Origin of the sequence: Roseicyclus salinarum (assembly GCF_029624655.1) — a bacterium.
Taxonomy (GTDB): Bacteria; Pseudomonadota; Alphaproteobacteria; order Rhodobacterales; family Rhodobacteraceae; genus Roseibacterium; species Roseibacterium salinarum.
The window spans coordinates 20,380-34,918 of sequence record NZ_JARRSA010000012.1 but is presented as its reverse complement, the minus strand read 5'-3'; the positions used below and the strand labels follow the sequence as shown (position 1 = coordinate 34,918).

Here is a 14,539-nt window from a genome sequence, read left to right as displayed (position 1 = left end):
GTAGAAAGATCACATGAAACCGCTTCCGCTCGTCATCGCGGCGCTCGTTTGCGTCGGACTATATTTTGTCATCCTGGACCGTGAGACGCTGGTCGAATTCGCGGCCGGCTTCGGGCCCGAGGCCGCGGAGACGGTCGGCGACGCCCCCGCTTCGCAGGAGGCCGCGGCCCGGACCGATCCCGCAGAGGCCGGCCTCGTTCATGTCACCGTCCGCCGCTCCGAGGCGCAGATCGCCGAAAACGCCGTTCTTCTGCGTGGCAGGACGGAGGCCGTGCGCGACGTGGACGTGGCGGCGGAGACGACGGGCCGCATCGTCTCGACGCCGATCCGTGCGGGGGCTTTCGTCGAGGAGGGCACCGCGCTGTGCGAAATCGCGCCCGGCACGCGTCTGACCGCACTGGCCGAGGCGGAGGCCGCGCTGGAAACGGCGCGGGCGCGCGTTCCCGAGGCCGAGGGCCAGCTGGCGGGCGCACGCGCGCAGCTTGCCGCGACAGAGATCGACGCCAACGCCGCCGCGCGGCTTTCGGAACAGGGCTTCGCGTCCGAGACGCGCGCCGCGAGCGCCGAGGCCACGCTGGAAAGCGCGCGCGCCACGATCCAGTCGGCCGAGGCCGCCGTGTCGCAGGCCCGCTCTGGCATCCGCGCGGCCGAGGCCGCCGTGCGCCGCGCCGAGGAAGAGATCGCGCGCCTCATCATCGCGGCCCCCTTCTCTGGGTATCTGGAATCCGACACCGCCGAGCTCGGGACGCTGATGCAGCCGGGATCGCTCTGCGCCACGATCATCCAGCTTGATCCGATGAAGCTGGTGGGCTTCGTCCCCGAGGCGCAGGTGGACCGCGTCGAGGTCGGCGCGACGGCCGGCGCGCGGCTCGCGTCCGGCGCCGAGGTCACGGGCGAGGTCACGTTCCTCAGCCGCTCGGCCGACGAGCGCACGCGGACCTTCCAGGTCGAGATCACCGTGCCAAACGCCGATCTCGCCATCCGGGACGGCCAGACGGCGGACATCCTGATCCGGACGGAGGGCACGCCCGCGCACCTCCTGCCGGCCTCGGCCATGACCCTCAACGACGACGGAACGCTCGGCGTGCGCGCGGTGGAGAACGGCGTCGTTCGCTTCATCCCGGTGCGGATGATCCGCGACACCGCCAACGGCGTCTGGCTGTCCGGCCTGCCCGAGGTCGTGGACGTGATCACCGTGGGGCAGGAATTCGTCACCGACGGCGTCGAGGTGCGCACCACCTACGAGGAGCTGACGCAATGACCGGCGTGATCGACTGGGCCGCCAGCCGCGCCCGCATGGTCGTGGCCTTCGTGATCCTGTCGCTCACGGTGGGGGCGGCGGCCTATATCGGCCTTCCAAAGGAGGGCGAGCCCGACATCGACATCCCCGGACTTTTCGTCTCGGTCCCCTTCCCCGGCATCTCGGCCGAGGACAGCGAGCGCCTGCTGGTCCGCCCGATGGAATCGGAATTCCAGGATCTCGACGGGCTGACCACGATCACCGGCACGGCGTCCGAAGGCTTCGCGGGCGTCTTCCTCGAATTCGAATTCGGCTGGGACAAGTCCGCCACCATCGCCGACGTGCGCGACGCCATGGGCCGCGCCGAGGCCGAGTTCCCGGACGGCGCGCAGAGCTGGCAGATCTCCGAGATCAACTTCTCCGAGTTCCCGATCATCGTCGTGGCGCTGTCGGGCGATGCGCCCGAGCGCACGCTGATCCGGCTCGCCAACGAAATGCAGACCGAGCTCGAGGCGCTCTCTCCGGTGCTCGAGGCCGGCCTCGCGGGCACGCGCGACGAGATGCTCGAGGTCATCATAGACCCCCTCGCGCTCGAGGCCTACGACGTCACCGCGCAGGATCTGATCGGCGCGGTCGTCAACAACAACCAGCTGATCGCGGCCGGCGAGGTCGAGACCGAAAGCGGCGCGATTTCCGTCAAGATCCCGGCAAGCTTCGACACCGCCGAGGATGTCTACAACCTCGCCATCACCGTGAACGGCGACCGCGTCGTAACGCTGGGCGAGCTGGCCGAGATCCGGCTGACCTACGAGGACCGGGCCGGCACCGCGCGCTTCAACGGCGAGACGACCGTGGCGCTTCAGGTGGTGAAGCGGCAGGGCTTCAACATCATGGACACGGCCGCGCTGGTGCGCGAGACCGTCGAACGCGTCGAGGCCTCGTGGCCACCCGAGCTTCGGGACGCGGTGCGCGTCGCGACGTCGCTCGATCAGTCGGTGACGGTGCAGGGCATGGTGCGCCAGCTCGAAGGGTCGGTGCTGACGGCCATTGCGCTGGTGATGATCGTCGTGCTCGCCTCGCTCGGCACGCGGTCGGCGATGCTGGTGGGCTTCGCCATCCCGACCTCGTTCCTGCTGTGCTTCATCCTGCTCGGCATCATGGGCATCGCGATCTCCAACATCGTGATGTTCGGCCTCATCCTCGCGGTGGGGATGCTGGTGGACGGGGCCATCGTGGTCGTCGAATACGCCGACAAGCGCCTCGCGCAGGGGGCGCGGCCGATGCAGGCCTATACCGATGCGGCCAAGCGCATGTTCTGGCCGGTGGTCTCGTCCACCGCCACGACGCTCTGCGCGTTCCTGCCGATGCTGTTCTGGCCGGGCGTCGCGGGCGAGTTCATGGGCATGTTGCCCGTCACGCTGATCTTCGTGCTCTCGGCCTCGCTGATCGTGGCGCTGATCTACCTTCCGGTTCTTGGGGGCGTCGCCGCGCGCTTCAGCCGGGTGGTCGAGCGCGCCTCCGACGTCCTGTCGTCGCTTGTGCCGTGGACCGTGGCGCGCGCCGCGCTCGCGCTCGCGGTCGGCTACCTGATGTTCATGGCCGCGATGCAGACGATCAATCCCGGCGTCCTCTTCCCCGCACCGCCGCAGGGCACGCCCGCGCTTCTTGCGATGGCGCCGGGCGCAATCCTCTTCGTGGTGGCGTCGGCGCTGATGTCGGTGATCCTCGGGACGCTGCGCTTCGCGCGGGCCGAGCGCCGGGTGCAGGCGGGCTACCGCCGCTCGGCCTTCGGCTGGGTGATCCACGCCATCGTCGGAAATCCGGTCATGCCGCTGGTGGTCATCGGGGCCGTCGCCGCCTTCGTCGTCTCGGTGTTCATGTATTTCGGCGAAAACAACAACGGAGTGGAATTCTTCGTCGAGACCGAGCCCGAGCAGGCCATCGTCTACGTTCGCGCGCGCGGCAACCTTTCGGTCGCCGAGCAGGACGCGCTCGTGCGGCAGGTCGAGGCGATCGTGCTCGACCACGAAGGCATCCGCGACGTCTTCGCCTTCGCCGGCGACGGCGGGCTGAACAACAATACCGGCGGCGTCAGCGCGCCCGGCGACACGATCGGCCAGGTGCAGATCGACCTCGAGCCGTGGGGCCAGCGCGAGGACGGCGACGTCGTGCTCGACCGGCTGCAGGCGCGGCTGGACCAGCTGCCGGGGATCCGCACCGAGATCTTCGAATCCTCGCAGGGTCCCGGCGAAAGCAAGCCCGTCAGCCTTCGCCTTTCGAGCGACGACTGGGCGGCCCTGACCGCCGCGACGCAGGACGCGCGCGCGCATTTCGACGCCACGGACGGCCTCGTGCAGGTCGAGGACAGCCTGCCCCTGCCGGGCATCGACTGGCAGATCGACGTCGATATCGAGGCGGCGGGCCGCTTCGGCGCGGACGTGGCGACCGTGGGCGCGATGGTGCAGCTTGTGACGCGCGGCATCCTGCTCGACACGATGCGCGTGCCGACCTCCGACGAGGAGATCGAGATCCGCGTGCGTTTCCCGCAGGAGGCGCGCGTCCTCTCGACGCTCGAGACGCTGAGGGTGCGCACGCAGGACGGCCTCGTGCCGCTGTCGAACTTCGTGACCTACACGGCGACGCCGCAGCTGGCCGAGATCAACCGCGTAGACCAGCGCCGCATCTTCGAGATCAAGGCCGACACCCGCGCGGGCCTCAGCCGCGTCGATGCCGCCGACGGCACCGCGGTCGCCATGCTTCTCGACACCGCGGAGCCGACGGTGTCGGGCCCGGCTGACTTCACCGCAGGCGGCACCGCCTGGCAGGTCTACAGCCTCTACGACGGGGCGACGGCGGCTTCCGTCGAGGCGGGGCTGACCTCGGGCGAGCTCGTGACGCGGCCGGTCACGGCGAACGAGCGCATCGCCGCGATCACCGACTGGATCGAGACCGAGACCCCCTTCCCCTCCAGCGTGACGTGGGAATGGTCGGGCGACCAGGAGGACCAGGCGGAAAGCGAGGCCTTCCTCAGCCAGGCCTTCGCGGCGGCTCTGGGGCTTATGTTCATCATCCTGCTCGCACAGTTCAACTCGGTCTACAACGCCGTCCTCGTGCTTCTGGCCGTGGTCCTGTCCACGACGGGCGTTCTGATCGGGATGCTGGTCATGGACCAGACCTTCTCGATAATCATGACGGGCACGGGCATCGTCGCGCTGGCCGGGATCGTGGTGAACAACAACATCGTGCTGATCGACACCTACCAGGAATACAGCCGCTACATGCCGAAGATCGAGGCGATCACCCGAACCGCCGAGGCGCGCATCCGGCCGGTCCTCCTGACCACGATCACCACGATGGCGGGCCTCGCGCCGATGATGTTCGGCATCTCGCTCGACTTCGCCAATGGCGGCTACACCGTCGACAGTCCCACGGCCCTGTGGTGGAAGCAGCTGGCGACGGCCGTGGTCTTCGGCCTCGGCATCGCGACTGTCCTGACGCTGATCTTCACGCCCTCGCTTCTCGCGCTGCGCGTCTGGTGGGCGACGATCTTGGGCTGGATCGCGCGCGGCCTGTCACGCCTTGGCGCCAACCGTGCAAGCCGCACGGCGCAGGACTGGGCGCTTGCGCGCGCCGCGCGTGCCACCCGCGATCCGCTGATCTTCTGGGACGAGGATCCGCGGCCCGTCGTGGTCGCCGACGAAGTGCCGCCCGAGGACCTTCTCGACGAGGCGCGGCCCGTCGATGCCGAGCGCCCGCTCGACGCCAAGGACGCGCCGCAGCCGCCGCTTCGCGCGGCGGAGTGATCGCCCGCGCCGCCGGCCCTGTTTCAGGCCGGCGGCGTCCATTCGAGGACCGTGTCGAGCGCGTCGGAGGAAACGGCGTTGAACCCGCAGGCTCGGTAGAAGGCGTTCGCGGGACTGCCGTTCAGCGCCGTCAGCCGGATTGGCAGCGCCGCCGCGCAAGCCTCTCGCTGCACGCGCTCCAGCACCATGCGGCCGATACCCTGCCCCTGGAACGCGGACGCGAGGTACAGGTGATCCAGCAACAGGTGCGTCTCGCGCCGGCGCAGGACGAAAAAGCCCGCCGCCTGCCCGTCCGCGCGAAGGATCGTCGTCTCCTCGGCGCGAAAGGACGCAAGCAGCCGGTTGCGCGCGCGCTCCAGGTCGAACCGGCCCATGGCCTCCAGGCTCGGGCGCATCGCCTCTGCCCTGAGCGTCGCGAGCCAGTCGGCATCGGCGTCCGTCGCCGCCTCGAACGTGATCCGCCCGCCCGTCAGTCGAAATCCTCGCCCGACATCTGCCGCGCCCAGAGCGTCGCGTAGCGCCCGCCCGCCGACAGAAGCTCGTCATGGGTGCCGCTCTCCACCACTTCGCCCGCCTCGAGCACGAGGATGCGGTCGCTGTCGACGATTGTGGACAGCCTGTGCGCGATGGTGATGACCGAACGGCCCTGCCCCATCATCTTCAGCTCGGACTGGATCGAGCGTTCGGTCTCGGTGTCGAGCGCGCTCGTCGCCTCGTCCAGAAGCAGGATCGGCGGGTCCTTCAGAAGCGTGCGCGCGATGCCGACGCGCTGCTTCTCGCCCCCCGACAGCTTCAGCCCACGCTCGCCCACCTGCGTCTTGTAGCCAAGCGGCAGGCCGAGGATGAAGTCGTGGATCTTGGCGGCGCGCGCGGCGGCCTCGACCTCGGCCTCGGTCGCCTCGGGACGGCCGTAGGCGATGTTGTAGCGGATCGTGTCGTTGAACAGGACCGTGTCCTGCGGGACGACGCCGATGCGCGCGTGCAAGCTTTCCTGCGTGACGTCGCGCAGGTCCTGACCGTCGATGCGGATCGCGCCGTCCGTGACGTCGTAGAAGCGGAACAGAAGCCGCCCGATCGTCGACTTGCCCGAACCCGACGGCCCCACCAGCGCCACCGTCTCGCCCGGCGACACGCGGAAGGACACGCCCTTCAGGATCGGGCGCGCCGCGTCGTAGGCGAAGCGCACCTTGTCGAAGGCGACCTCGCCGCCACGCACATCCAGCTCGGGCGCTCCGGGTCTGTCGGCGACTTCGCGCGGCTGATCGAGAAGGTCGAACATCTCGCCCATGTCCACCAGCGATTGGCGGATCTCGCGGTAGACGGTGCCCAGGAAGTTCAGCGGCAGCGTGATCTGGATCATGTAGGCGTTGACCATGACGAAGTCGCCCACCGTCAGCTCGCCCGCCTGCACACCGAGGGCGGCCATCACCATGACGATGACGAGGCCCGTGGTGATGATGAGCGATTGTCCGAAGTTCAGCGCGGCAAGCGACACGCCGGTCTTGATCGCCGCGCGCTCGTAGCCCTCCATCGCGCGGTCGTAGCGCATGGCCTCGCGGCGTTCGGCGCCGAAATACTTGACCGTCTCGTAGTTCAGCAGGCTGTCGATGGCCTTCTGGTTGGCATCGGTGTCCTGCGCGTTCATCTCGCGGCGGATCTTCACCCGCCATTCCGTCACCGTGAAGGTGAACCAGATGTAGAGCGCGATGGTGACGGCCAGCACGACGAGATAGGTGATGTCGAAGGCGACTGCCAGGACGATGCCGACCAGCAAAAGCTCCAGGATCAGCGGACCGACCGAGAACAGCAGGAAGCGCAGCAGGAATTCCACGCCCTTCACGCCGCGCTCGATGATCCGGCTGAGGCCGCCCGTTCGCCGCGTCAGGTGGTAGCTGAGGCTGAGTGCGTGGATGTGCTGGAATGTCTCGAGCGCGAGCTGCCGCAGCGCGCCTTGCGCCACGCGCGCGAAGATCGCGTCGCGCAGCTGCTGGAAGCCGACGTTCGCGGCGCGCGCCACGCCGTAGGCCACCGTCACGCCGACGGCGCCCATCGCCAGAAGCCATGCGGGCGAGCCCGCGCTGTCGCCCGCCAGCCCGTCGACGGCGGCCTTGTAGAGAAACGGGGTCGCGACGGCCACCAGCTTGGCCACCACCAGCATCACGAGCGCGATGACCACGCGGCGCTTCACCCAGGCTTTGCCCTCCGGCCAGAGATAGGGCGCGACCTTGCGGATCGTGCGCCAGCCCGAGCGGCGCTCGGCCTGCTCGAGGGTGGGCTGCGCCGTGCCCTCGCGATCTTCGCGTGCGCCGGCGGCGGGCGCCGCGCCGGCTGCGCGGGGATCTGTCGTGTCGGCTGGCATAGGAGGTCCGTCTGGCTGGATGGTCCTCTACCTAGGCGTGCGGGGCGGGAATGACCAGTGCCGTGGCGCGCGGACTATTGTGCATCCGTGCCGCGCGGAAGATCCGGCAGCCGGAAGATCTGGCCGGGGAAGATCAGGTCGGGATTGCGGATCTCCTCGCGGTTCTCCTGGAAGATCTGCACATAGGCGATTCCCTCGCCGAAATTCGCCTCGGCGATCCCCCAGAGCGTGAAGCCCGGCTGCACCGTGATGACCGAGATCCCCGCGCCCACCATCATCGGCGAGGCCGCGATCCGCTCGGGATCCTCGCGCAGGAACGGCGTCTCGACCTCGCTCAGGACCTCGCCCTGCGGCGACACCTCGGCCACCGTCAGCGTGTAGGTGCCCGGATCGACGTCCGGCAGGTCGAGCGACCAGGTTCCGCCGGAGCCGATCTCGCCCATCTCGATCGGCTGGTTGTTCAGAAGGACCTGAAGCTGCGCATCCGCGGGCCCGCGGCCCGACAGGACCACGTCGCCCTCGAGGTTGTAGGCGATGGCATCGAGACGAACCTCGGTCTGGGCGAGGGGCGCGTCGGCCGGGGCGCCGCCCGCAGGCGAGGATCCCGCCGCCTGCACGACGCGCAGGCCCTCGGGCCCTGCGATCACGATGGCGGGCGCCTGCCCCGGCGGCGTCACCGAGGGCGCAGCCGGCTCGGGCGCCGAGGGCGCGTCGAGGGCCGCCACCGCCTCGGGCGCGGAGGGCCGGGGCATTGGGCCATCGCCGTCCGCGGCCGTTCCGACCTGCTGGCCTTCGGTCGCATCGACGGCCTCGTCGCGAGGCAGCGGACGGGCCTCCGGAGCGGCCAGGGCGACCTCGTCCGAAACGGCCTCGCCCTCCGGGCCTGTCGGCGCGTCGGCGGTCTCCTGCGGGGCGGGCGCCTCGTCCGGGGGCGCCGCGTCTGCCCGCGCGTCCGTTCCGAACGGCGCGATGATGACGGTTTCCACGCCTTCGATCCGGACGCCGTCGGGCATCAGGGCCACGAGGCTCAGGATCCGGGGCCTGTCGGAAGGCGGCAGTTCGAAGATGGCCGCGAAACCGCCGTCGCGCGCGGCCTGCGCGACCGAGACCTCCTCGCCGTCGCTGAGCAGCGAAACGTCGGCCCCCGAGGGCGCGCGCCCGGCGACCACGGCCGCGCCGTCGGGCGCCACCCGGATCTGGTCGAAGCGCGGCGGGACGGGCGTAGCGGGCGCGGGCGCGCCCGTGGCGTCGTCCCCCTGCCCCTCGGCCTGCTCCACGGCCTCCGGCGCGACATCATCGCGCGCGCCATCCGGCGCGACATCATCGCGCGCGGCCTGCGGCGCGACATCATCGCGCGCGGCCTCTCCCCCGGCCGGCGTTGCGAGCGGCGTCGCGGACCCGGATGCCTCGCCGCCGGGCGGAACCGCCCCGGCCGGCGGTGTCGCGGCCTCGCGGACCGGCCCGCCCGCATCGTCACGGAGCGTCACGAAGGCCAGCGCCGCGACCACGACCGCGACGCCCGCCAGCGCAGCAAGCGACACTGCCGCCCTGCCTTCGCCGAACGCGGCTCCAAGCCTCATGGGCATTCTCCCGGATCCATCCCCCCGAACCGGGGCACTCCTGGCCCGCCCGCCCCGCGGGCGGCAGGCGCCCGAAAGGGCCGCCGCCGGTTGAGCGCGCGCGCATTACGCAGTATCAGGGCGAAAAATCCGGTCAAGCGCAAGGGACCCGATGTCGAGCATCTCCATATGTGTCTATTGCGGCTCCCGGACGGGCGCCGACCCTGCCTTCATGGCCGACGCGACGGCCCTCGGGACGGCGCTTGCGGAGGCGGGGCTGCGCCTGGTCTACGGGGCCGGCGACGTCGGTCTGATGGGGGCCGTTGCCCGGGCCGCGCAGGCGGCGGGCGGCGATACCTTCGGCGTCATCCCCGGCCATCTGCTGGCGCGCGAGGTCGGCAAGCGCGACCTGACGACCTTCATCGTCACCGAGACGATGCACGAGCGGAAGAAGGTCATGTTCATGAACGCCGACGCCATCGTCATGCTGCCCGGCGGCGCGGGATCGCTCGACGAGTTCTTCGAGGTGCTGACGTGGCGCCAGCTCGGCCTCCACGAGAAGCCGATCTACCTTCTTGATACCGCGGGCTACTGGGGGCCGATGCGCGCCCTCCTCGATCACGTGGTCGCGCAGGGCTTCGCCGAGGCGAGCCTTCTCGACTACTTCAGGTCGGTGCCGGACGTGCCCGCCCTCATGGCGGCGCTGGACGGGCCAGGGGCCTGAGCGTGGCCACGGAATAGACGGCGAGCGCCGCCCAGATCAGCGGAAACGCGATCATGTGCCATGCCGTCACCGCCTCGTTCAGGACGAGGACCGCGACGAGGAACTGAAGCGTCGGATTGACATACTGGATCAGTCCGATCGTCGCCATCGCCGCGCGCCGCGCCGCATACGAGAACAACATCAGCGGCACGGCCGTGAGCGGCCCGGACAGCACGAACAGCGCCATGTCGCCCGCCGAATGCTCCATCCCGCGCGTCGCCCAGACCCACGCGAGGAAGCCTGCAGCCAGCGGCAGGAACAGAAGCACCTCGGCTGCCACGGACACGACCGGGCCCGCCACGACCCAGCGTTTGAGAAGGCCGTAGATGCCGAAGGTGGTGGCCAGCACCAGCGAGATCCACGGCGCGGCACCCAGCCCCACGGTCAGGACCGCCACGGCGGCCGCCGCCATCGCGACGGCGACCTTCTGGCCGGCCGAAAGGGACTCGCGCAGGACGATCGCGCCGATGGCCACCGCCACGAGCGGAAAGATGTAGTAGCCGAGCGACGCCTCGACCGTCCGGCCCACGCCCACCGCGTAGATGAACAGGAACCAGTTCACCGAGATCATCGCCGCCGCCGCCGCCGTCAGCGCGAAGAGACGCGGGGTGGACAACGCACGCGGCAGCTCGGCCAGCCTGCGCTGGAACGTCAGCACGGCAGCGAAAGTGACGAGCGACCAGATCGTCCGATGCGCGAGGATTTCGAGCGGCGGCACATGGTCAAGCAGCGCGTAGAACAGGGGCGAGAGGCCCCAGACCGCACAGGCAAGGGCCATCGCCAGAACGCCCTTCGACGCGTCGCTCATCGCCGTGGCTCTACGTCAGCCCGAGGTGCCGCTGGCGGCGGCGCGTGCGTTCATGTCCACAAGCTTGTCGCGGTAGCTGCGCGCGAAGGCCGCGTCCATCTCGCGCTCGAGGGCCTCCCGGCGGCGCAGGATGTCACGCAGCCGCGCCGCCGAGATCCGCCAGATCAGCACCTCGCCCGCCGCCCGCACGCTTGCCGTCGCGGGCAGGCCAGTCAGCGCCGTCATCTCGCCGATGAAATCGCCCGGACGGCACCGTGACACGGCGTTGCCGCGCAGCACGACGTCGGCCTCGCCCTGCGCGATGTAGACGAGGTGCTCCACCGGGGCGCCCTCGTTGGTGAAGACGGCGCCCGGCGCAAGCCGCGTCCATTCCCCCGCATCGAGCAGCGCGCGCGCCTCGCCCCGCGACAGGCCGGGAAGATGGCGCGACACGAAGGCGCGTTCGTCGGAGGTGAAGCGCGCCCGCAGGTTGCTCCAGTGCAGCGAGATGAGTTGCAGGATGTTCACCACGACCAGAAGCGTCTCCCAGATCACGGTGACGGGATCGCGGATCACGAAGGCGCCGTAGGCGATGGCGAAAAGCGCCGAGACGATCACCAGAACCCGAAGCCACGTCAGGGTGCGCATCAGCATGGAAGCCACCAGGACGACATAGGCCATGTGGCCCAGAAGGCCCTCCGCCGACAGGGCGGACGCGAGTGTAAGATCCATGCGGGCGGGGTCCGGTACGATTACATCGGCTTATCAAGATGAGGAATCGCGCGGGCGTCAACCGGTTCGGCACGGTCCGTCCGCGGCCCGCCTCGTCGGGCGCGTGCGGACCGGAACGAGAAAGGCCCGCCGAGACGGGCGGGCCTTTCGTCAAGGATGCCCCGGGGGGCGGGCCTCACGCCATGCGCGCGGCCACGTTTTCCCAGTTCACCAGCTTGTCGAGGAAGTTCTGCAGGTAGGCGGGACGCTTGTTGCGGAAGTCGATGTAGTAGGAATGTTCCCACACGTCGCAGCCCAGAAGCGCGGTCTGCCCGAAGCAGAGCGGGTTCACGCCGTTCTCGGTCTTCGTCACCTTGAGGCTGCCGTCGGCGTCCTTCACCAGCCACGCCCAGCCCGAACCGAACTGGCCGGCACCGGCTGCGGCGAAGTCTTCCTTGAACTTGTCGACCGACCCGAAGGACTCGGTCAGCGCGCTTTCCAGTTCGCCCGGCATCCCCTTGTCGCCAGGTCCCATCATTTCCCAGAACTGGACGTGGTTCCAGTGCTGCGAGGCATTGTTGAAAATGCCGTTCTGCGCGACCGCGCCGGCCTGGTAGGTGCCGGTGATGATGTCCTCGACCGACTTGCCTTCCCACTCGGTGCCCGCGATCAGCTTGTTGCCGTTGTCGACATAGGCCTTGTGGTGGATGTCGTGGTGATACTCGAGAGTTTCGCGGCTCATGCCGAGATCGGCGAGAGCGTCGTGGGAATAGGGAAGATCGGGAAGTTCGAAAGCCATCTGGGCCCCCCTTGGTTGCGGTTTGCGATTGTCTGACAGATGGAGCGGCGGGGGCGGCAAGGTCAACCCCGGGCCGGAAAAAGCCCGCGACGTCCGACGCTCCCGCGGCGACATGCGACACCGTGGAGAGACGCGCGAACGCGCGGTTAGTCCGCGGGCGCCTGCGGGGCGGGCGTGTCGGGCGCGTCCCCCGCCGGTCCGCCAAAGCCGATTTCCTGCGACCACATGAAGAACGCGACCGCGAGGATCAGAAGCGGCAGCGCGATCAGCAGGATCATCCCCAGCGCCCCCTCGCGGCGCCTGTCGCGTCGCCCGATGGGGCGCATGTCGGCGTCGGGTGTCCTGTCGGGCTTGTCGGTGCGTTCTGCCATCAAGACTGACCTCCTGCCGCTTTCCTTCGTCAATCGGGGAACGCGGGCGCCGGGCCGCTTGTTCCGAAAGACGCCGCTGGCCCGCGGCGTCCCACCGCGCCCGCCGCGCGCCTTTGTCGGGTTTTCGTAGCCCCGCGGAGCGCATAGATGTGAACCAGGAAAAAAGGGCGGAGAGGCAAGGATGGGATTCTGGATCGCGGTTGGCGGCGTCTCGCTGCTCGTGTCGCTGTTGATCCTCGTGGCGTTCCTGCGCCCGCGCGGGGGCGGCGTGCCGGCGGCCGCCTACGACCTGCAGGTCTACCGCGACCAGCTGAAGGAGGTGGACCGCGACCTCGAGCGGGGCATCCTGTCCGAGGCCGAGGCCACACGCGCGCGCACTGAGGTGTCGCGCCGCATCCTCGAGGCCGACAGCGCGCTCGCGCACGCCGAGAAGGACCAGGCGCGGCGCTCGGCCGCCGACCGCTGGATCGTGGCGGGCGGGCTTGTCGCGATGGTCGCGGGCTCGGTCGCGCTCTACATGCAGATCGGCGCGCCGGGCTATCCCGACCTGCCGATGCAGGCTCGCATCGCCATGGTCGAGGAGGCGCGCGCGAACCGCCCCGACCAGGACGCCGCGGAGGCGCAGACTTCGGTCCGGCCCGCCATCCCCGACCAGCCCGAGCGCGAGGAGCTGGTGCAGCGCCTGCGCACGATCATGGAGCAGCGGCCCGAGGACGCGGAGGGCATGGCCCTTCTGGCGTCGAACGAGGCGGCGCTGGGGAACTTCCGCGGCGCGCGCGCGGCCCAGGAGCGCCTGATCGGGATCCTCGGCGACGAGGCGACGGGCGCCCACTACATCGACCTCGCCGAAATGATGATCCTCGCCGCCGGAGGCTACGTCAGCCCCGAGGCGGAGGCCGCGCTGCGCCGCGGGCTGGAGCTGTCGCCGAGGAACGGAACCGCGCGTTACTACGCGGGCCTCATGTATGCGCAGCAGGGGCGGCCAGACATGGCGTTTCCGATCTGGCGCAACCTTCTGGCCGAAAGCACCGCCGACGCGCCCTGGCTCGAACCCATCCGCCTGCAGATCGAGGAGGTCGCGGCGCTGGCGGGCGAGCGCGTCACGCTGTCGGACCTGCCGCAGCCCGTCCGCCCGCGCGGCCCCACCGCCGAGGACATGGAGGCCGCGGCCGACATGGCCCCCGACGACCGCACCGCGATGATCGAGGGCATGGTGGGCGGCCTTGCGGACCGGCTCGCCACCGAGGGCGGCCCGCCCGAGGACTGGGCGCGCCTGATCACCGCCTTCGGCGTTCTCGGCCGGACCGAGCAGGCCCGCGCCGTCTACGAGGAGGCCACGGCCGTCTTCGCCGAAAGCCCCGAGGCCCTCGCCCTCATCGAGGAGGCGGGCGCCACCCTGCCCGAGGCGCCCGAGTGATCCTCGAGGACATCGCCGACTTCGCCGCCGTCCTCAAGCCCGGCCGCGGGGTCGCGGGCCTCGACTTCGGGACGAAGACGATCGGCGTCGCGGTGTCCGACCGCCTGCTGAGCGTGGCGACGCCGCTTTCGACACTGAAGCGGACCAAGTTCACCGCCGACGCCGCGCAGCTGGCCGGGATCGTGGCCGACCGCGAGCTCTGCGGCATCGTGCTCGGCCTGCCGCGCAACATGGACGGAAGCGAGGGACCCCGCGCCCAGTCGACGCGCGCCTTCGCCCGCAACCTCTCGCGGCTCGAGCCCTTCGCGGAGATGCCGATCACCTTCTGGGACGAGCGTCTGAGCACGGTCGCGGCCGAAAGGGCGCTTCTGGAGGCGGATACGACACGCAAACGTCGCGCAGAGGTGATCGACGCGGTCGCGGCGGGCTATATCCTTCAAGGAGTGCTGGATCGCATGAGGCATATCGGGGCCGAAAGATGAGCGACGACGTCTGGAAACGCGAAGAGATCGAAAGCCCCTGCGTGAAGATCTGCGTGGTGCATCCCGAGGCGCGGATCTGCACCGGCTGCTACCGCACGATCGACGAGATCACGGCATGGGGCCGGATGAGCCGCGAGGCGCGGCGCGAGGTGATGACCGAGCTGCCCGCGCGGCGCGAGAAGCTGTCGGTGCGCCGGGGCGGCCGCGCGGCGAAGCTCGCCCGCAAGGGAAGCTGACGGCGCTGGACC

Annotated in this window: 13 protein-coding genes; 6 read left to right on the top strand and 7 right to left on the bottom strand. The window is 69.9% G+C overall.

The window, feature by feature from the left end:
- Positions 1-13: 13 nt before the first annotated feature.
- Together P6F26_RS10025 and P6F26_RS10020 are read left to right on the top strand one after the other, a co-directional pair.
- Entirely contained in the window at positions 14-1,261 is a 1,248-nt protein-coding gene (locus P6F26_RS10025) for an efflux RND transporter periplasmic adaptor subunit (RefSeq protein ID WP_278028544.1), read from the top strand.
- The gene (locus P6F26_RS10020; RefSeq protein ID WP_278028543.1) at positions 1,258-5,043 is read left to right on the top strand and encodes an efflux RND transporter permease subunit; all 3,786 of its coding nucleotides are present in this window, start codon (positions 1,258-1,260) and stop codon (positions 5,041-5,043) included. The genes P6F26_RS10025 and P6F26_RS10020 overlap by 4 nt, the downstream gene beginning before the upstream one ends.
- Before the next feature lie 23 nt (positions 5,044-5,066).
- Here the strand turns inward: P6F26_RS10020 and P6F26_RS10015 are convergent, their stop codons facing one another.
- From P6F26_RS10015 to P6F26_RS10005, 3 genes are all read right to left on the bottom strand, one after another.
- The gene (locus P6F26_RS10015; protein ID WP_278028542.1) at positions 5,067-5,438 is read right to left on the bottom strand and encodes a GNAT family N-acetyltransferase; all 372 of its coding nucleotides are present in this window, start codon (positions 5,436-5,438) and stop codon (positions 5,067-5,069) included.
- Positions 5,439-5,512: 74 nt separating this feature from the next.
- Complete coding sequence (locus P6F26_RS10010) at positions 5,513-7,402, bottom strand: ABCB family ABC transporter ATP-binding protein/permease (RefSeq protein ID WP_278028541.1); 1,890 nt, start codon at positions 7,400-7,402, stop codon at positions 5,513-5,515.
- Positions 7,403-7,476: 74 nt separating this feature from the next.
- Positions 7,477-8,982, bottom strand: a complete 1,506-nt coding sequence (locus tag P6F26_RS10005; RefSeq protein WP_278028540.1) for a LysM peptidoglycan-binding domain-containing protein — start codon at positions 8,980-8,982, stop codon at positions 7,477-7,479.
- Positions 8,983-9,133: 151 nt separating this feature from the next.
- On the opposite strand from P6F26_RS10005, the gene P6F26_RS10000 reads away from it, so the two are divergent.
- Complete coding sequence (locus P6F26_RS10000; RefSeq protein WP_278028539.1) at positions 9,134-9,685, top strand: LOG family protein; 552 nt, start codon at positions 9,134-9,136, stop codon at positions 9,683-9,685.
- Here P6F26_RS10000 and rarD read toward each other — a convergent pair.
- The 4 genes from rarD to P6F26_RS09980 all read right to left on the bottom strand — a co-directional run bounded on the left by rarD (position 9,654) and on the right by P6F26_RS09980 (position 12,392).
- Positions 9,654-10,532: an EamA family transporter RarD gene (rarD, locus tag P6F26_RS09995; protein ID WP_278028538.1), complete on the bottom strand. Its 879-nt coding sequence runs from the start codon at positions 10,530-10,532 to the stop codon at positions 9,654-9,656. The two genes, P6F26_RS10000 and rarD, sit on opposite strands and share 32 nt — an antisense overlap.
- Positions 10,533-10,547: 15 nt before the next feature.
- The gene (locus tag P6F26_RS09990; RefSeq protein WP_278028537.1) at positions 10,548-11,243 is read right to left on the bottom strand and encodes a cyclic nucleotide-binding domain-containing protein; all 696 of its coding nucleotides are present in this window, start codon (positions 11,241-11,243) and stop codon (positions 10,548-10,550) included.
- A 175-nt stretch (positions 11,244-11,418) separates the two neighbouring features.
- A complete protein-coding gene (locus tag P6F26_RS09985) occupies positions 11,419-12,021 on the bottom strand; it encodes a superoxide dismutase (protein WP_278028536.1) in 603 nt (200 codons plus the stop codon).
- Positions 12,022-12,167: 146 nt separating this feature from the next.
- The gene (locus P6F26_RS09980) at positions 12,168-12,392 is read right to left on the bottom strand and encodes a hypothetical protein (RefSeq protein ID WP_278028535.1); all 225 of its coding nucleotides are present in this window, start codon (positions 12,390-12,392) and stop codon (positions 12,168-12,170) included.
- Between the two features lie 181 nt (positions 12,393-12,573).
- Between P6F26_RS09980 and ccmI the strand changes: the two genes are divergently transcribed.
- From ccmI to P6F26_RS09965, 3 genes are read left to right on the top strand one after another with little or no spacing between them, the layout of a single operon-like run.
- On the top strand, positions 12,574-13,809 hold the full coding sequence (ccmI, locus tag P6F26_RS09975) for a c-type cytochrome biogenesis protein CcmI (protein WP_278028534.1): 1,236 nt from the start codon (positions 12,574-12,576) through the stop codon (positions 13,807-13,809).
- The gene (gene ruvX / locus P6F26_RS09970) at positions 13,806-14,291 is read left to right on the top strand and encodes a Holliday junction resolvase RuvX (protein ID WP_278028533.1); all 486 of its coding nucleotides are present in this window, start codon (positions 13,806-13,808) and stop codon (positions 14,289-14,291) included. The genes ccmI and ruvX overlap by 4 nt, the downstream gene beginning before the upstream one ends.
- On the top strand, positions 14,288-14,527 hold the full coding sequence (locus P6F26_RS09965) for a DUF1289 domain-containing protein (protein ID WP_278028532.1): 240 nt from the start codon (positions 14,288-14,290) through the stop codon (positions 14,525-14,527). Before ruvX ends, P6F26_RS09965 begins: the two co-directional genes overlap by 4 nt.
- Positions 14,528-14,539: the final 12 nt, after the last annotated feature.